General features: G+C 58.6%; 18 protein-coding genes. 12 read left to right on the top strand and 6 right to left on the bottom strand.

Going from position 1 to position 16481, the window contains the following annotated elements:
- The first annotated feature begins 75 nt into the window (after nucleotides 1-75).
- Complete coding sequence (pyrH, locus tag ACFQY0_RS07725; RefSeq protein WP_379711013.1) at nucleotides 76-813, top strand: UMP kinase; 738 nt, start codon at nucleotides 76-78, stop codon at nucleotides 811-813.
- A 33-nt stretch (nucleotides 814-846) separates the two neighbouring features.
- Nucleotides 847-1413: a ribosome recycling factor gene (gene frr / locus ACFQY0_RS07720; protein WP_379711011.1), complete on the top strand. Its 567-nt coding sequence runs from the start codon at nucleotides 847-849 to the stop codon at nucleotides 1411-1413.
- Between the two features lie 150 nt (nucleotides 1414-1563).
- Here frr and pheA read toward each other — a convergent pair whose 3' ends face one another.
- Nucleotides 1564-2634: a prephenate dehydratase gene (gene pheA, locus ACFQY0_RS07715; protein WP_379711009.1), complete on the bottom strand. Its 1071-nt coding sequence runs from the start codon at nucleotides 2632-2634 to the stop codon at nucleotides 1564-1566.
- Complete coding sequence (scpB, locus tag ACFQY0_RS07710; protein ID WP_379711007.1) at nucleotides 2631-3392, bottom strand: SMC-Scp complex subunit ScpB; 762 nt, start codon at nucleotides 3390-3392, stop codon at nucleotides 2631-2633. Before scpB ends, pheA begins: the two co-directional genes overlap by 4 nt.
- Nucleotides 3393-3533: 141 nt before the next feature.
- Here scpB and ACFQY0_RS07705 point away from each other — a divergent pair, with 141 nt between their 5' ends.
- The 4 genes from ACFQY0_RS07705 (at nucleotide 3534) to folE2 (ending at nucleotide 5749) form a co-directional block, all read left to right on the top strand.
- Nucleotides 3534-4430: a TraR/DksA family transcriptional regulator gene (locus ACFQY0_RS07705; protein WP_379711005.1), complete on the top strand. Its 897-nt coding sequence runs from the start codon at nucleotides 3534-3536 to the stop codon at nucleotides 4428-4430.
- A gap of 42 nt (nucleotides 4431-4472) precedes the next feature.
- Nucleotides 4473-4646 carry a 50S ribosomal protein L33 gene (rpmG, locus tag ACFQY0_RS07700; RefSeq protein ID WP_379711003.1) on the top strand — a complete coding sequence of 58 codons (174 nt, stop codon included), beginning with the start codon at nucleotides 4473-4475 and terminating at the stop codon, nucleotides 4644-4646.
- Between the two features lie 4 nt (nucleotides 4647-4650).
- Nucleotides 4651-4893 (top strand): 30S ribosomal protein S18, encoded by a 243-nt coding sequence (gene rpsR / locus ACFQY0_RS07695; RefSeq protein ID WP_379711001.1) that lies wholly within the window; start codon nucleotides 4651-4653, stop codon nucleotides 4891-4893.
- 70 nt (nucleotides 4894-4963) lie between these two features.
- Nucleotides 4964-5749, top strand: coding sequence for a GTP cyclohydrolase FolE2 (gene folE2 / locus ACFQY0_RS07690; protein ID WP_379710999.1), 786 nt, complete (start codon nucleotides 4964-4966; stop codon nucleotides 5747-5749).
- Between the two features lie 70 nt (nucleotides 5750-5819).
- Here the strand turns inward: folE2 and ACFQY0_RS07685 are convergent, their stop codons facing one another.
- The 4 genes from ACFQY0_RS07685 to ACFQY0_RS07670 form a co-directional block, all read right to left on the bottom strand.
- Nucleotides 5820-6767, bottom strand: a complete 948-nt coding sequence (locus tag ACFQY0_RS07685; RefSeq protein ID WP_379710997.1) for a hypothetical protein — start codon at nucleotides 6765-6767, stop codon at nucleotides 5820-5822.
- A gap of 149 nt (nucleotides 6768-6916) precedes the next feature.
- Complete coding sequence (gene metG / locus ACFQY0_RS07680) at nucleotides 6917-8494, bottom strand: methionine--tRNA ligase (protein WP_379710995.1); 1578 nt, start codon at nucleotides 8492-8494, stop codon at nucleotides 6917-6919.
- Nucleotides 8495-8542: 48 nt separating this feature from the next.
- A complete protein-coding gene (locus ACFQY0_RS07675) occupies nucleotides 8543-8878 on the bottom strand; it encodes a tetratricopeptide repeat protein (RefSeq protein ID WP_379710993.1) in 336 nt (111 codons plus the stop codon).
- A 3-nt stretch (nucleotides 8879-8881) separates the two neighbouring features.
- Nucleotides 8882-10561, bottom strand: coding sequence for a peptidylprolyl isomerase (locus tag ACFQY0_RS07670; RefSeq protein WP_379710991.1), 1680 nt, complete (start codon nucleotides 10559-10561; stop codon nucleotides 8882-8884).
- Between the two features lie 420 nt (nucleotides 10562-10981).
- Here ACFQY0_RS07670 and rsmA point away from each other — a divergent pair, with 420 nt between their 5' ends.
- The 6 genes from rsmA (at nucleotide 10982) to ACFQY0_RS07640 (ending at nucleotide 16429) form a co-directional block, all read left to right on the top strand.
- Nucleotides 10982-12316, top strand: coding sequence for a 16S rRNA (adenine(1518)-N(6)/adenine(1519)-N(6))-dimethyltransferase RsmA (gene rsmA / locus ACFQY0_RS07665; protein ID WP_379710989.1), 1335 nt, complete (start codon nucleotides 10982-10984; stop codon nucleotides 12314-12316).
- A gap of 227 nt (nucleotides 12317-12543) precedes the next feature.
- Nucleotides 12544-13674 carry a hypothetical protein gene (locus ACFQY0_RS07660; RefSeq protein WP_379710987.1) on the top strand — a complete coding sequence of 377 codons (1131 nt, stop codon included), beginning with the start codon at nucleotides 12544-12546 and terminating at the stop codon, nucleotides 13672-13674.
- A gap of 23 nt (nucleotides 13675-13697) precedes the next feature.
- Nucleotides 13698-14405, top strand: coding sequence for a MotA/TolQ/ExbB proton channel family protein (locus ACFQY0_RS07655; RefSeq protein WP_379710985.1), 708 nt, complete (start codon nucleotides 13698-13700; stop codon nucleotides 14403-14405).
- Entirely contained in the window at nucleotides 14405-14842 is a 438-nt protein-coding gene (locus tag ACFQY0_RS07650; protein WP_379710983.1) for an ExbD/TolR family protein, read from the top strand. The genes ACFQY0_RS07655 and ACFQY0_RS07650 overlap by 1 nt, the downstream gene beginning before the upstream one ends.
- A gap of 146 nt (nucleotides 14843-14988) precedes the next feature.
- Complete coding sequence (def, locus tag ACFQY0_RS07645; protein WP_379710981.1) at nucleotides 14989-15537, top strand: peptide deformylase; 549 nt, start codon at nucleotides 14989-14991, stop codon at nucleotides 15535-15537.
- A 136-nt stretch (nucleotides 15538-15673) separates the two neighbouring features.
- Nucleotides 15674-16429 (top strand): hypothetical protein, encoded by a 756-nt coding sequence (locus ACFQY0_RS07640; protein ID WP_379710979.1) that lies wholly within the window; start codon nucleotides 15674-15676, stop codon nucleotides 16427-16429.
- Nucleotides 16430-16481: the final 52 nt, after the last annotated feature.

The following is a 16481-nucleotide window of genomic DNA, read 5'->3' as shown; positions in this document are numbered from 1 at the left end:
TATTTTAAAAGCGGCAGTCCGTGGTTTTTGCCCTTCCCCGTGGGCCGGTGGATTGCTTTGATCCCCGCACATCGCATGAGTTCCGAAGAGCCTTCCACAAGACGCCGTGTTATCCTGAAATTGAGCGGTGAAGCCCTCCGGGAAACGGGGAGCCGAGACAATATTTCTCCAGAGATTGTCGATCGCATCGCCAACGAAGTGAAGGAGGCGATGAAGACCGGCGAGGTGGAGTTGGGGATTGTCGTGGGTGGCGGAAATTTCTGGCGTGGCGCCTCTGCGAGTGCCCGTGGGATGGATCGCGCGACTGCCGACTACGTCGGGATGCTGGCCACCGTGATGAACTCGCTCGCGCTTCAGGGTGCGCTCGAGCACAAGGGGGTGCCATGTGTGGTGCAGTCGGCGATCGAAATGAAGAACGTCGCTGAGACTTTCATTCGCCGCAAAGCGGCCAAACAACTCGATGACGGCAAGGTGGTGATTTTCGCCGCCGGTACGGGAAGCCCGTTTTTCTCCACCGATACGACCGCAGCCCTTCGTGCGAGCGAAATGGGTGCTCACCAGGTGCTTAAGGCGACGATGGTGGATGGGGTCTATGATTCCGATCCCAAGAAAAACGCCGATGCCAAACGATTTGACCGCGTGAGTTTCCAAGAGTGCATTTCCCGTCAATTCAAAGTGATGGACTCGACTGCCTTCAGCCTCTGCATGGATAATAAGATTCCGATCGTGATTTTTGATCTTGGAAAGCACGGCAATGTGACGGAAGCCATTCTCGGAGCCGATGTCGGCACCGTCGTTGATTCCCAAGGCTGAATCATTTTGGAGAACCCTAATTACTGAACTGTCATGGACCCCGCCGAATCGATTCTCGAAACTGAAGTTGCGATGCAAGCTGCTGTGGAGCACTTGGTGCACGAATTCGCCTCTGTGCGCACCGGCAAAGCATCGCCAGGGCTGATTGAAAATCTGGACGTCTTCGTTCGCAGTTACGGGAGCCAGATGAAGCTGAAGTCGCTTGCCGTGATCAGCACACCGGAGCCCCGCATGCTGGTGGTTTCACCTTTTGATCCGGCCACCACGCCCGAGATTGAGAAAGCAATTCGTGAATCCAAGTTGGGCCTGAATCCTGTTGCCGCCGAGCGATCGATCCGTGTGCCGATTCCGGAACTTTCGGAGGAACGCCGCCGTGATATGACCAAGCTTGTCAAGCAACTCGGCGAAGAGGCCAAGGTCCGCATCCGTGCGATTCGCAAGGACGGCATGGACGCTGCCAAGAAAATGAAGGCGGACAACGATTTGACCGAAGACGGCCAGAAGGATCACGAGGCAGAAGTCCAGAAACTCACGGACAAGCACGTCAAGGATATCGACGAGCATGTCGCCGTGAAGGAAGCGGAAGTGATGAAGGTCTGAGCCCCCGGGGTGGCATTCTCCTGCCTTCTCCACTAGTGGCAGAAAGCAAAAATTTCGCCGAGCGATTCGCTCCGGCTCTTCCTTAGGTTTGAGGTGGAGTCGTTTGCTGCGCCTCCTGAGAGGCAAGGATGATCCGCACTCTGTTTTCGATTACTCGGAAACGTCAGGGTAGGAGCCCAGCAACTTGACCATCGAGCAATGCTTCTCGAGTTCGCCGAGTGCTTCCTGAACATCGTCGTTCTCGCAATGGCCGGCGAGGTCGACGTAGAACACGTACTCCCAGTCCTTCCGTTTGGAGGGGCGGGATTCGATTTTCGACATATTGATGTCGAAGTGCTCGAAAGCCTGAAGGGCGCGGACAAGTGAGCCCGGGCGGTCATGGATGGCAAAGAGCATCGAGGTGCGGTCGTTGCCAGTCGCCGGGCAGGTCTTCTCACCGATGACCAAGAAGCGGGTCGTATTGGTGGCTCGGTCCTGAATCGACTCCTCCAGCATGGTCAGGCCGTTCATTTCCGCGGCCAGCGCACCACCCATTGCCGCGGCGCCTTCACTGGCTTTCTCACGGGCAATTTGGGCGGCTCGCGTCGTGGAAGAGACTTCGACAAGGTCGGCTTTGGGGAAATTCTGGAGGATCCAGGTCCGGCACTGGCCAAAGACCTGAGGGTGGGAATAAAGGGTCTTGATCTCATCCCGGGGGATGCAGGCCATCAGGCCGTTCTCGATGCGCAAGAGAATCTGCGCGCAAATCTGAAGCGAGGAATCAACGAACAGATCGAGCGTATGGGAAACAGCACCCTCGGTGGAATTTTCGATCGGGACGACGCCGTAGTCGGCTTTGCGGCGGGTGACTTGATCAAAAACTTCGGCAAAATTGGGTTGGGCGGTGTACTCGACGGAGTGGCCGAATTTCTTGATCGCGGCTTGGTGGGTCCAGGTGCCTTCAGGTCCAAGGTAGGCGATCTTGAGGTCATCCTCGAGCGCCAGGGCGGCCGACATGATTTCGCGGTAGATTGCCCGGATCGATTTTTCAGGCAGGCGTCCTTGGTTGCGCTCGACGAGTTTGCGCAGCAGCGCTTCTTCACGTTCTGGCGCATAAATCTGCAGTCCATCGCGCTTCTTGACCTCGCCAACCTGGTGGACGAGTTCGGCACGTTCGGAGAGGAGGTCGAGGAGTTGACCGTCAATGCGGTCGATTCCAATTCGGATGTCGTCGAGATTCACGCTTCAGCAGTCTGGGTTTCCTCGTCAGAGGATTGGTTGGATTCGTCACCTGCGGCCTCTTGCTGCTTCTGAGCCTTCTTTTCGGCAGCGCTGAGGGCGAGTTGTTCTTCAGGGGAGGCTTCGTTCGAATCCTCCTTGGGTTCGGGAAGCTTGACCTTACGAAGCTCGCCAGCATTTGGAAGGTCATCGATCGAGCGGATGCCAAAATGCTCGTAGAAGAGGCCGGTGGTTTCGTAGAGGAGAGGTCGCCCTGGGAGATCGGCACGACCTCCAATGCGGACGAGTTCCCGATCGAGAAGCTTCTGGAGCATGCCATCGCAGGAAACTCCGCGAACGGCTTCGATCGCGGCTTTGGTGATCGGTTGGCGATAGGCGATAATGGCGAGGGTCTCCATTGCGGGAGCACTGAGGCGCTCGGGCTTCCTGCCGGGAAAGAGCTGTTTGACGAAATCGCCGTAGTCCACACGGGTGAAGATTCGCCAGCCTTTGGCTCCTTCTCGGAGGCTGAAGGCTCGGTTGGTCTCGTCGTAGGCTCGATTGAGTTCAGCGATGGCAGCGATGATCTGTTCCTCGGAAACGGCCGCCAGGGCGGTCATCCACTCCGGAAGGGGCTCGGTTGTTTCGCCCTCTTCCGCCTTGCGGGCGAGAATATCCTCTGCTTCGGCGACGCGGGCGCGCACCAGACGGGCGATTTCTTCGGACGATAGGGGGTCGTCCGATGATGTGACGAGTGCTTCAACGATTGAGCTCAATTCCATGGCGGGAGGCGCAGCTTAGGCGACCCGGCGGCCATTTCAAGCGCGTCGCGCGAAAGGATTGAATCGGATGACAATTCAAACTTTCAACTTGCAGCGGGGGATTAGAGCCGATATTCGACCGCGCCCTGTTTCAGGCAGGGGATGCAAGAATCGCATCCACAGCGACGTTTCCGACTATCCAATCCAATGGCTGCGAAAAAAAAGACCCAAAAGAAAGCCGCTTCAAAGCCCGCCGGGAAAAAGGCGGTCAAGAAAGCTCCCAAGAAGGTTGCTAAGCCAGCGACCAAAAAAGCCGCGAAGGAGCCAAGCAAGAAGACGACAAAGAAGTCGGTGAAACCTGCCAAGAAAGCGCCAAAGAAGGCCGCTCCTGCCAAAAAGGCGGTGAAAAAGGTTGCTCCCGGCAAGAAGCCTGCTCCCGCTGTAAAAGCGACAAAGAAAGCCGCTCCTGAAAACAAGGCCGCCGCTCCTAAGAAGGTGGCTTCAAAAACAAAGGACTCTGTGAAGAAAACTACTCCAGCTAAGAAGGACGCTCCCGCCAAATCCGAGGAGCCAACGAAGCCCCAAGGACCTGTCAAATTGACGGCCTTTGCCGTTAAACAACGTCAGCGTCTGCTTGATCTGCGCGATGAACTGGTCGACGCCATGTCTGGCGTGGCCGGCGAAATCAAGGACGCGGCATCGGGTAGCGATGCTTCCGGCAGCGGAATGCATCAGGGCGATGCCGGCAGTGATGCCTATGACCGCGATTTTGCGCTGAGCATGTTGGCCAAAGAGCAGGATGCGCTTTATGAGATTGAGCAGGCGCTCAAGCGCATCGACCGCGGAGTCTACGGAATCTGCGAAATTTCAGGGGCGAAAATCCCTCAGCCAAGGCTCGAGGCCTTGCCATTTGCTCGTTTGACGGTGGATTGCCAGGCCAAGTGGGAGCGCGACTACGGGACTCAGCGCTTCCGTCCAGCGGCAGAAATTGGCTTCAGCAACGGATATTTTCCCGATGGGGAGGATTCTACGTCAGTTTCTCTTGACGGGGACGACTAGTGTCCTAGTCTCCGCGCCCCCCGAGTTTTTACCGATCTCTCCATGCCACGCGACATTATCACACTCGAATGCACAGAGGCCCGTGCTGAAGGCAAATCGCCTTCACGCTACGTGACCACTCGCAATAAGAAGAGCCTCCGCACTCCAGGTCGTCTGGAGAAGGTGAAGTTCAATCCAGCCCTTAAACGCCGGACCATCCACCGCGAACTCCGCTAATATCATGTCTGAACCAAAGACCGTTCAACGCCGAATCAACTTCCGTAAGGCGAACCGCAAGATGCCGACTCGTCGGCACGATATCCCTGTCGAGCAGGTAGAATACAAGAACCCCGATCTTCTTTCGAAGTTCACGTCCGAGACCGGCAAGATCTTGCCACGTCGCGTGACGGGTGTTTCCGCTAAGCTGCATCGCCGGATTTCACGTGAGATCAAGCGCGCCCGCGCTGTGAATCTGATGCGCTAATCGGGGGTTTTCACGGATTCCTACGAGGAGGCCTGCCCGTTTTTCGCGGCAGGCTTTTTCTTTTCCTAGCATGAAGGAGCTAAAGGATACCCAGAATGAACGGGACGATCGCCAGCTGCCCATTGATCGGGTGGGGGTGAAAGGCCTGCGCTTTCCCATTGAGGTCCGCGATAAAGGAGGCTCGGTTCAGCGAACCGTGGCCATGGCAGCCTTGGCGGTGGATCTCCCTGAACATTACAAGGGAACCCATATGAGCCGCTTTGTGGAAGCGCTCAATTCCCACGGCGGCTGTCTGGATGTCCGTTCGATGGCGGCGCTTCCTCGCGAATTGCTCGCCAAGCTTGACGCGAGTCGGGCCCACGTCGAATTCCAGTTTCCGTTTTTCCGTTCCAAGGCGGCGCCCGTTACGGGCAAGCCAGGGATGATGGACTACGAGGTTCGCTTCGAGGTGGAAGCCGAGCGAGATGGTCCTCTGGACTTCATCGTGACGGTCATGGTTCCGGTGGCGACGCTTTGTCCCTGCTCGAAGGAAATCAGTGATCGGGGCGCGCACAACCAGCGGGGTGTGGTTACCTATTCGGTGAGGTTCCGCGAACCGGTATGGATCGAGGAATTGATCGATCTGGTCGAGCGATCCGCGAGTTGTGAACTTTACAGTCTGCTCAAGCGTCCTGACGAAAAGGCCGTGACGGAGCGCGCCTACGACAATCCGGTTTTCGTGGAAGATCTGGTGCGCAATGTCGCGTCGCGATCCGAAGCTCACGAAGAAATCGTCTGGTACCGGGTGGAAGCGGAGAACTTCGAGTCGATTCACAATCACAATGCCTACGCCGTGATTGAGAAAAAGCTCGGGTGAATGCGGGCTTCGACTCGGGCGAGTTGAACCAGGGTCTCGATCTCTCGCGGCATGAGTCGCAAATCCGGCCTCAAGGATTCTCCGGAACCACGACGCGGGGCCGTGGAGTTCGAGTCGTCTTTGCTGAAGGTGTCGTGTCAGACGAGTTCGACCGAGGGGTCGTGGAGGCGGGCGGGGCGCTGACAGGCTTGGGCATGGATGCCCGGCATGCCTTGGCGTCCTTCAGGACCTTCTGATCGATGCCAACGGTTCGGAGTTGGTAACTGGCGTCGGTTTCGGCAATGATCTTTTCGAGTGCCGCGATCATCTGAGAACTTCCGTAGAAAGGACCGGCGCCGGGGCCGCCAGTGGTGTGGGTTTCGATAAGAGCCAACTCACCCTTGCTAAGGATGAAGCTCGGATTGCCGGAGTCGCCGGTAACGAGGTGCTTCTTCCTTGAATCGGCAAGATGAGGATCGAATCGAAAGTGGATGAAGGATTCATGCACGCTTCTGACCTGATGGAAGAACAAGCGACGTTTCTGCTCGGTAACCAGCACATGAGCGCCGACGAGTTGCCCGGCGTCTTCAGAAGTCACGGACAGAATGGGGTAGGTCCGGATGGATTTCGGTAATGGTTGATCGAGCAGACCCACGGCAACATCGCTTCCAAGTCCGACTTTCGATGTGGGGACGACTTTGAGGATCACCCGGCGATGCGGCTTGCCTTCGCGGTCGTGAAAAACGGCAGATCTTCCCGCTTTGCGCTGGTAGTGATTCGCCATCACCACGTGTCGGGAAGTGATGGCCGTCACCGTAATGGGACTGTCCCAGCCAATGCCGGTCAGGTCGAACTTCCAAGGCCATCCCTGATTCCAGCGGACCGCGGAGCTTGGGCTGTAGGAACTGAACACCGCGGAGTCGGACTCAGCCGCTTTTGCAAGTTCCGGTAAACTCAGGTCGGGGTGATGGAGTGGCGGAGCGGAGGGCGCGCCACATGAGGCGAGTAGAAAGAGAAGGAAGCTGAGCCGAAGGATCACAGGGAAGACTCGATCATGAAAGCGAGGATGTCCAATCACGAGGTGGGAGCGCTGCCATTCCGGCTTTGTGCCGACGACCTTTTCGGCCGTCAGTTGGACGGAATGTCCGGGAATCTTCGCGTTCAGGGTGATTGCGCTCCGTGCTGAGGTTACTCTTCTTCGACGACGATCCTTGGGAAGACGGGCTTGGGTTTGCCGGTCTGGTGGCCGTCGGGGATGAGACCCCAGGCAAGTTGGTCGAGTTTGAGCTCGAGCAGGCTTTCCATGCGCAGTTGATTGGCCAGACGCGCGGCGGGATCGGGGAGGAAAGGGGAGAGCAGCACGGTGAGGTGTGCGAGGCTTTCGACCAGATGGGCAAGCACGGTCTCGAGACGCTGCTTCTGCTCGGGGTCCTTGGCGAGGGCCCATGGCGCGTTCTGCTCGGTGTAGGCGTTGCAGTGCGTGACGTGGTCGTTGATCGCCTTGAGCGCGGCGGCGGTATCGTAGCCGTCCATCGCCGTGCGGTAGGCGGCGGTGGCTTTGACGAGGGATTCGCGCAGTTCCCGATCGGTCGGCGTCGGCTCGTGGCTGGTGGTGCAGGTGCTGTCGCAGAAGCGGCCCGTCATGTTGAGGGCGCGGTTGCAAAGGTTGCCGAGTTCGTTGGCGAGCTCCTGGTTGTAGAGCATGACCAGCCGCTCGATGTCGAAATCGGAGTCGCGGCCGATGCTGATATCGCGGACGAGGTAGTAGCGCAACGCATCGACGCCGAACTTGTCGGCGAGCGCATCGGGGTCGACGACGTTGCCGAGCGACTTGGACATTTTCTCGCCGCTGATGTTCCACCATCCGTGGACGAGGATCTGCGGGATCTGCTCGTCGGTGAAGCCGATGGCGTGAAGCATGCAGGGCCAGTAGACGCCGTGGGCGGGGACGAGGATGTCCTTGCCGATGATGTGCAGCGGGCGGGCGGTGGTGCTGCCGGGTTGAGGCCAGAGCTGTTCGAAGTCGGGCAGCTCGGCATCCGCGGCGGCCTTGTAGCCGGCGAAGGAGATGTAGTTGATCAGCGCGTCGAACCAGACGTAGGTGACGAACTCGGTGTCGAAGGGCAGTTCGATGCCCCAGCGGAGGCGTTCCTTCGGGCGGGAAATGCAGAGGTCCTGTTCGCCGGCACGATCGAGGGCTCCGACGAGTTCGTTGCGGCGGAAAGGGGGGACGACGCAGTCTTCGGTACTAGAAACGTAGTTTTTCAGCCAGTCGCTGTGATCGGTGAGCTTGAAGTAGTAGTTCTCTTCATCGCGTTCCTCGACCTGACCCCATTCCGCGCCGAACTCGCCGTCCTCGCCACGCTCCTTGTCGGTGATGAACTGTTCCTGGCGGACGGAGTAGTAGCCTTTGTACTGCTTCTTGTAGATCTGGCCACGATCGTAGAGGTCCTGGAGGATGGCCTGGACGCAGGCCTTGTGGCGTTCGTCGGTAGTGGCGGCCCAGCCATCGTACTGGAGGCCGAGCTTTTTCCAGAGATTGAGGAAAAGCTTGGTCTTCTTGTTGGCGAAGGTGGCGGGATTGATGCCTTCCTTTTCCGCGGTCTGCTGGACCTTCTGGCCATGCTGGTCGACACCGGTCAGGTAGAAAACTTCCGATCCGCGCACGCGCTGATAGCGGGCGAGAACATCGGCGAGGACTTTTTCGTAGGCGTGACCGATGTGAGGCGCGCCGTTGGTGTAGTCGATGGCGGTGGTGATGAGCATGCTTTTGAAACGCTGAAAACTGAAAACTGAAACGCTGAAATGGAGAGTTCAGGTGTCTCGGACGACTTTGCCGCCGAGCGAGAGGATGCGGGCGTTGGCTTTGGCGGACTCGGCTTCGGGGATGTTGCTGTCCCGGACATACATCTGGGAAAGGGACGTCCAGGCGAGCAGGTCGTTCGGACGGAGAGTGACGGCTTTCAGCCCGCAGCCAATCGCTTCCTTGTACTTATCGAGCTTTAACAGCGCCATGCCGAGGGCGTGCCAGCCGTCGAAGAAGTCCGGGTCGATCTCGACACAGCGGCGGTAGAGCGCCGCTGCCTCTTCAAGTTCACCAAGCGCGAGCGCGCCGTTGGCGTCGTCGAAGAGTTCGTCGAGTTCAGACATGGTTCAGCCTTTGGTGAGGTCGCGAACCTCGGCGTTCTCCAGGCGTTGGGTAAGCCAGGCGTCGAAGGCGCGGTTGGCGTTGTCAGCGGCAAGGCGCTCCATGGTCGCATCGATCTGCTGGCCGCGGTTGTCGTCCTTGATGATCTGACGCTTGATGACGGAGAGGATGATCGCTTGCTTTTCGTTGTAGATCGGCTCGGCGATTTCACCCGGATTGACGGATGATGCCGGCGTGTAGAGCTCGGCAGCGGTGTATCCATCGGAGAGCGTGTCGGAAGGGCCGAAGGGACCGAGTTCGGTGGTGGTCAGCCCGGCTTCCTTCGCGGCTTCGGCGAAGGACTTTCCAGCCTCCATCGATTCCTTGATGGCAGTGATCTTTCCTTCCACGTGCTCCTTGAGGGCTTCGTCGGCCTTCTCATCGATGTAGCGCTTGGTGATCTCTTCCTTCGCTTCTTCAAACGTCTGAATGCGGGGTTCTTCGAGAGCGTCGAGGCGGGCGAAGAGCCACTGGTCCTGGCCAACGGCGATGGCTTTCGAAAACGGAGCCAACGCATCGGGACCGGTGGTCAGGGCAAAGAGCTGATCGGCGACGGACTTGCCGAGGGATGTGGCGCGTGGCTGGATCTTCAGTTCGTCCGGGACGCTGGATGGGGTGAACCAATCGGTGGCGACAAGCTTCCAGTTGCTGGCTTCGATGAGGGCGTCAAAATTGGCTCCATCGGCATCGGTGAGTTCGTTGACAAAGCTGTCGACCTCGATGGCAAGTTGCTTGTCAGCTTCGGCTTTGGCTTCGATCTCCTTGGCTTCCTTCTCCGCTTTGGCGTCGGCGGCAGCGGCTTTCTGCTCATCGGTCTGCTCACCTTCCGGTGCCGCTTCGTCAGCAGCAGCTTCGGGATAGGTAGGGGCGGCGATGAAGTAGCTGACCTTGATGCGTTGCTCGGTCATGTAGCCGTCTTTGACTTCTTCCCAGAAGGTTCTGAGCTCTTCGTCGCTTGGTTTGATGGATTCGCGGAAGGGTGCGATTTCGATCGAGGCAACGCTAGCTTCGATCTGCTGGGTATTGACGATCGTGGAGGTCTCGGCGAGGTCGCGACTGACGGTGAGTCCATCGCCAATGATTTCGCGCAGCTTGGTGGTGGCGATGACGTCGCGGACGAGTGCCTGGAGATCGCTTTCCTTCAGACCGAGGCGGCCGATGAAGCTGTCGATGAATTCGTTGTATGCGGCTTGGTCGAACTCCCCGGTGGTCGATCCTGGAGGCGCGCCAGGTGCCGGTCGGACCTGGAAGGTGGAGAGGCCCATGATGAATTTCTCGATTTCCTGCTGTGAAGGATGAACACCGAATTCATCGAATGCCTCCTTGAGGATCATGCGGCAGGCGAAGAAATTCTGAGCGGCGGTCTCCTCGGTCTGAGCGCCCGACATCAGAGTGCTGGCGAACTGCATGATCTGGATGCCGTTCTCGTCGAAGCTGCGGAGGCTCTGGGCGAGGTTGAGCGGGTTGCGGCCGATTCGGTTGAAATCGCCCTGGGAGTAGTTGCGGCCATCGATCTGGATGTAGTCAGCTCCGCCACCTGCCCTTTGCTGGAACAGTCCGCTGGTGTCCATGAAGATGAACCCAAGGACGAGGACGACGATGACGACGATGATGAGGCCGGTGTATTTGCGGATATTCTCGATCATGAAAAACAACCCGCTTGCTCGCGGGCGCGGAAGTAAAGGGATCCGCCGTGCCTCCTTCAACCCTTATTCGCGCAAGAAATGAGGGAGTCGTGAGAGAGGGCGGGCGAAGCCCGGCGGGGCGGCATTGGTGTAGGGCCGGGCCGGAGGAGGTATTCCGAGGAGAAATCGGGAAATCCAGGCAAGAAAATTGCCGCCGGAGAGCACCCACCCTCCGGCGGCGAAGTTGTCTGACCTTAAAGTCCGGGGGGATTTTAAAGCGGACAACTGCTGTTCACCCTTACATGAAAGCGGCACTGAAGCGCGGCTTTCAAGAGAGTTGACCTCCGGAGCGGCGCTTTGTTCAAAGATTTTGGAATTTATTCTTCATTTTGGAGAATTGGGAGCTTGCCCGTGTCGCCTGGATTCGTGTGCTTTGGCGATGTGACAGAACGCGAAATCCGTGAGGCGCTCGACGAAGCGGGAGTGCGCCCGAACCGACAGCTTGGGCAGAACTTTCTTTGCGACCAGAATGTCGCGAGGTGGATCGCCGATCAGCTGTTGCCCGAGGAGAATGACGCTGTCGTCGAGGTCGGGCCTGGCACCGGTGCGTTGACCTCGATGCTGGTGGGGCGGGTGAGGCGTTTGATTCTGATCGAGTTCGACTCGCGCCTGGCGGCCTGGCTGAAGGAACGCTTCAAGGATGAGCCGAGCGTCGAGGTGCATCATGCCGATGGCGCGAAGTTCGATCCGCGGGTGTTATGGAAACACCGACCGCTCAAGTTCCTGGGGAACCTTCCCTATTCGTCCGGCGGGGCAATCATGCGCAATTTTCTCAATCGCCCTCATCCCTTCGAACGTGCGGTGATCATGCTCCAGAAAGAGGTGATCGACCGTCTCGGAGCGGGCCCGGGGACGAAGGATTATGGCGTGTTGACCCTGCGGATTCAGAGCGGATGGAAGGTGCGACCCCTGAAAATCGTGCCGCCCGAAGCCTTTCATCCTCAGCCCCAAATTGATTCGACGGTGGCCGTGCTCGAGCCACTCAAGGACGAGCTGCCGCTTTTCGATGGGAGGCGCTTCGACGAGCTGATTCGCCGGGGATTTTCGCAACGTCGGAAGCAGTTGGGCAAGCAGTTGCCCGATGAGATCTCCTGGAGTGAGGTGGCGACGAAGATGGCGCTCTCGCCGCAAATCCGGGGTGAGCAGCTCACCCTCAGCCAGTGGGTGGAGTTGACCCGCCACTACGACCTCCATCCACTGAAGGATGTGCCTCAGAAGGGGAGTGAACTCTTCGACGTGGTCGATGAACATGATCAGGTGACCGGCACCGCAACGCGGGCGGAAGTTCACGCCCAAGGTCTGCTCCATCGGGCGGTGCATGTCTTTGCCATCAATCGTCGCGGTGACCTGCTGATTCAGAAGCGTTCACGAATGAAGGACGCTCATCCCGGTGTCTGGGACTCGAGTGTCTCAGGGCACCTGGATTCCGGTGAGGATTACCTTGGCGCGGCTCGCCGCGAGATGGCCGAGGAAATGGGGATCGAGGGTGAGGAGCCTCAGGAAGTCGCCAAGCTCCCGCCGAGTGAAGCGACCGGTTGGGAGCACATTCGCCTCTACATGGTGCGATGGGACGGCACTCCCCGTTTTCCCTGCTCGGAGGTGGAATCGGTGATGTGGATGCCGGCGGGGGAGCTGGACGAATGGATCAACCGTTGCCCCAGCGATTTTGCCAGTGGATTTCTGGAGTGCTGGAAGGCGGCCCGGGGCAGGGATTGAGCCGCCTGAATGGCTTGGTTCAATGGCCGATGGCCGATTCGAAAACCATTTTCGTCTGTGGGGCGGATGGAGCATTTGGGTAAAAAAGCGTGATCGTTGTGAAGCCGTGTTCGGGTTCACCGGAGTGCAGGCCATCCTGACGCATCGGGTCTCGAATATCCTGCATTGCACGAGTGGAGAGAAGAGTGAATGGTTCGGCCGATCAGAGAATGAACGTCCCCGCCGCCATGGAACGAAGCGACGCCCGGCTTTGGCTGAAGGCGGTCCTGGCGTCTGTGATCCTGAATGCTTTGCTGCTCGTTGCGCTGGCCTTTGCGACGATCCATTCAGTTTTCCTCAAGGACGTTCCTCCGACTCCTCCCAAGCCAGAGCCGCGCTCGGTGATGATTGTTCCGGTGGCGCCGACGCCTGCCGCTGAGTCTGAGCCTGAGCCGCTTCCCGAACCCAGAGGCGCCATGCCATTCGCCCGGTCCTCGCCCGAGCAGGCATCGGAAGCTCCGGAGAACCCATCTTTCATAGGCGAACGTGACACTCAGGCGACGAGCGATGCGGCACCCGTGGCCGAGGCTCCGCCAATGCCGAGTCAGAAGGGGGAGAAGCCCAGGTTTGGCGAGATGGAAACCACCGAGAGCGACTACCAGGATGGCGATCTGGCGCACGATCAGGTCGGCGCGCCGGGAGAGGCGAGAAATGCCGTAGCCGAGCTGAAAGAAGTGCAGCAGGAGAAGGTGGCGGCGACCGAATATGAAGAAGGCGGCACGAATGAAATGATCGAGCGCGAAGACAAGCCGGCACCACCCAAGGAGGTGCTGGCGGAGACACCCTTTCCTGTAGAACGTCCGGTGCTGCCGATGGAAAAGGAAGATGATCCCAAATCGGCGCCGGAGGAAATTCGGAAAGAGGCGGAGAAAACCGAAAAGAAGGAGGAGGTCGTGGAAACTCCCAGGAAAAAGGTCGATCCCTCGCCCGCGGGAAACCCGGGCTTTCGGGGTCACCAACGCAAGACCGAACTGAAGGGCTCGATCTCCCGCAATGGACTTTCCTCGCTCGATATGAAGGCGGGAGCGCTTGGCAAATATCAAGCGGCGATCGGTCGGGCGATCGAGAAGTCCTGGCAGCGCAAGGTCATTGAGAACCGTGACTTCATTCTCCCCGGCTCGATCAGCCTGCGGGTCGTGCTCGATCCCCAGGGAAAGGTCCGCTCGGTCCTGACAGTCGACCACTTTGGTGTCGGCGCGATCCAGAAAGGATTCACCCATAGCGCGATCCGCGACGCTGACCTTCCCGCGATGCCTGCGGAGGTAAAGCGCGAACTGGGCGGCGAGCCACTCGAGCTTCTTTACAACTTCATATTCTAACTCTAACTGATCTCCGAATTTTCATGATGACCGAAACCCTTCATTTCATTTTGGCCGATACCACACCCGGTTGGTCCGAGCAGATCACGCTGTTCTTCAAGGAAGGCGGCATGTTCATGTTGCTGCTGGCCCTGACATCGGTGGCCGGTCTGACGGCGATCATGTTCAAGTTCTTTTCGCTCACCCGTCAGCGCGTCATCCCCGAGGATCTGGCGAAAAAGGTCGAACGCTACGGCGAAATGGTGGCGGGCTCGGGGGCGGAGCCGGTAGTCGCCGAGTTTGAAAGGGGAGAGAGCGCATTGGCGCGGCTGTGCGCGATCGCCGTGGGGAAACGCGGGCGTCCCCAATCGGAGATTGCCGAAGCGGTGCAGGCCGCGGCGCGACAAGAGATCGTTCATATGCAGGCCGGCATGACCGTGATCGACGTGGTGATCGCTGTGGCACCTCTGTTAGGACTCCTTGGGACTGCTTCGGGCTTGGTCGTTGTTTTCTCCGGTCTTGAGGCCGAAGCGGATCGGGTCACGATTGCCCTGGGCATCGGCCGCGCCCTGAAGACCACCATCGTCGGACTCGCCATCGCCGTGCCGGCGATCATCGCGCACGGCTATTTCCAACGTCGGATCGATACCCTGGCGGCACGTCTTGAAGTGCTTCTGACCAAGCTTGCCAACGTCTGCGGACGCACGGTGAGTCCCGAAAGTGCCAACGCAGTCCTGCCGCCCCAGAGCTAATGGAATTCCAACGTCCATCTCCGCGTGCTCGTCAGGTTCCGATCGTTGCCCTGATCGACATCCTGTTCATCGTGCTGATCTTTTTCATCGTCTCCTCGGAGTTCAAGAAGAAGCGCGAGGTGCTCAAGATCGAGTTGCCCACCGTGCGCGACGTGCCTTCTCAATCGATCATCGACGAGCGCTCGGTTCTGGCGATCGACCGAGATGGTACGATCCGTCTTGATAATCTAACCGTGCCCGATCTCAAGTTGCTCGAGGCTTATCTTGGAGCCTTCGTGAAAGAGAATCCGAATCGCAAGCTCGAGCTTGAGCCCGACAAGGAAGTCTCGCTTGAGAAATTGATGGGCGTCTGGGATGCCTTGACCCGTGCCGGAATCGAAGTGAAGGACGTCCCCGCGCGCATCCAGCTGCCCGGCGAAAGTGCTCCGCAGGAATGACGCCGCCATGCTCGAAGTCCTGCGGGCAGGATTTAAGGAGTTCCGCTTCCCTGCAGGAGCTCGCTCTGACCGTTGACCCGCGCGGGGATTGAAGATAAGGAGCTTCCGGCACGCAATCAGCGGCCTTTCCAAACCGCCCTTTCAGAATGATTCTCGATATTGTCCAACTCGGCCATCCCGTCCTCCGCGAACGCTGCAAGCCGGTAGAGAAAGTTGACGAAGAGCTGCACAAGCTCGTCGCCGATATGCTCGAAACCATGTACGACGCGGAAGGAGTGGGGCTGGCGGCGCCGCAGGTGGCGGTTCCTCTGAGACTCGCCGTGGTCGATGTCTCGCATGACCCGGAGTGCATCAGTTTTCTCAAGGTAAATGGAAAGGATGCCGAGCTGTCATCGATCATGCCGCTGGTCTTCATCAATCCTGAGCTCGAGTTCGGTGATGACCGGGAAAAGGATACGGAAGGTTGTCTGAGCATCCGCGACGTGAAGGCAGATGTGAACCGTCCGGCGAGTCTGAAAGCGATCCTTCCTCAGATCGATGGCAGCGTTCTCGAAATCGAAACTGACGGTCTTCTGGCTCGTGCGATCCAGCACGAAACCGATCACCTCAATGGGGTGCTTTTCATCGATCGCGTCTCTCCAGCCACAAAGGTCAGCCTGAAGCGCAAGCTCAAGCGTCTGGCCGCAGAAGGATGAAGCTCCTGCCGCTCCATCCTCTGCTGGTTCGCCCGGCGCGCGGGATTGCTTTTGGAGACTAGACTTTCTCGGTGGATCGACGTATCCCCAGAGCAACAATGCCGACGAGGTTCATTCTTCGGCCTGTCCCAACACCATGAGCAACGACAAAGGAATTTTTGAACCCAAAGAGGGATTTGCTTTCGAGGCCCCCGTCCGAAGCCCTTTTGCCGCCAACGAGTCCGACGACAGCCCTTTCGCAGCGCCATTGGAGGACGACTCTCCCTTTGCGATCGCCGGGGAGGAGTCTGCGACACGTCAGAAGTCCGGACCTTCCAAGGTATCGGAAAAATCCTTCGAACCCTTCGCGTCGAGCGACAGCAAATCGCCATTTGGCTACGAGCCACCGGTGTCGGGGCTTGGTAAATCGCCTTTCGAAGCCGCTGGCTCCTCGGATGATAGCAAGGACTCCTTCTTTGCGATGTCAGGTCCCTCCAAGGACGAACCCGCCAAGCAGGCTTCGCCCGAGAGTTCCGCTTCTGCGGCGCAAGCCAGCCCTGAAAATTCGAGTGGTTCGGATTCTTCCTCGATCCGTCAGCTCGAGGTGCGCGCGGTTTTCGGGGTGGATCGGGAGTTGACGGAAAGTGAGCTGCTTCAGCGCTCGCGTGCCCTGCCGGGTATTCGTCATCTGGAACGGATTGCCGATGCCGATGTGGGCGTGATCGATGGGCTTTCGCGAGTTCTCTCCAAACTGAATTTTGGTGATGGCAAGGTCCAGCTGCAGTGCAACAACGCACCGATTGATTTCATCCGAGAAGGATCGGTGCTCCTGGCGGTGCAGACTGATGGTCGCTACGGTCCCGGTGTGCGCGAGACCTTGATCATCGTGGCCCGCGAGTTGGGCCGCATGTGATTTCAGAATTGCGATGAGGCGGTCATCAGGGGGTCGTGAACTCCTCGGAATG

The organism is Haloferula chungangensis, assembly GCF_042664875.1.
GTDB classification, from domain to species: Bacteria; Verrucomicrobiota; Verrucomicrobiia; order Verrucomicrobiales; family Akkermansiaceae; genus Haloferula; species Haloferula chungangensis.
Note: the sequence above shows the minus strand (reverse complement) of the source record. Positions and strands in the feature narration are given on the sequence as shown.

Bases quoted from the DNA above. Each gene is read 5' to 3' on its own strand.
- def (WP_379710981.1), top strand. From the start codon at position 14,989: ATGATTCTCGATATTGTCCAACTCGGCCATCCCGTCCTCCGCGAACGC.
- scpB (WP_379711007.1), bottom strand. From the start codon at position 3,392: ATGGAATTGAGCTCAATCGTTGAAGCACTCGTCACATCATCGGACGAC.
- ACFQY0_RS07705 (WP_379711005.1), top strand. From the start codon at position 3,534: ATGCAAGAATCGCATCCACAGCGACGTTTCCGACTATCCAATCCAATG.
- folE2 (WP_379710999.1), top strand. From the start codon at position 4,964: ATGAAGGAGCTAAAGGATACCCAGAATGAACGGGACGATCGCCAGCTG.
- ACFQY0_RS07655 (WP_379710985.1), top strand. From the start codon at position 13,698: ATGATGACCGAAACCCTTCATTTCATTTTGGCCGATACCACACCCGGT.
- ACFQY0_RS07675 (WP_379710993.1), bottom strand. From the start codon at position 8,878: ATGTCTGAACTCGACGAACTCTTCGACGACGCCAACGGCGCGCTCGCG.
- rpsR (WP_379711001.1), top strand. From the start codon at position 4,651: ATGTCTGAACCAAAGACCGTTCAACGCCGAATCAACTTCCGTAAGGCG.
- rpmG (WP_379711003.1), top strand. From the start codon at position 4,473: ATGCCACGCGACATTATCACACTCGAATGCACAGAGGCCCGTGCTGAA.
- ACFQY0_RS07640 (WP_379710979.1), top strand. From the start codon at position 15,674: ATGAGCAACGACAAAGGAATTTTTGAACCCAAAGAGGGATTTGCTTTC.
- ACFQY0_RS07660 (WP_379710987.1), top strand. From the start codon at position 12,544: ATGGAACGAAGCGACGCCCGGCTTTGGCTGAAGGCGGTCCTGGCGTCT.
- frr (WP_379711011.1), top strand. From the start codon at position 847: ATGGACCCCGCCGAATCGATTCTCGAAACTGAAGTTGCGATGCAAGCT.
- ACFQY0_RS07670 (WP_379710991.1), bottom strand. From the start codon at position 10,561: ATGATCGAGAATATCCGCAAATACACCGGCCTCATCATCGTCGTCATC.
- ACFQY0_RS07650 (WP_379710983.1), top strand. From the start codon at position 14,405: ATGGAATTCCAACGTCCATCTCCGCGTGCTCGTCAGGTTCCGATCGTT.
- metG (WP_379710995.1), bottom strand. From the start codon at position 8,494: ATGCTCATCACCACCGCCATCGACTACACCAACGGCGCGCCTCACATC.
- pyrH (WP_379711013.1), top strand. From the start codon at position 76: ATGAGTTCCGAAGAGCCTTCCACAAGACGCCGTGTTATCCTGAAATTG.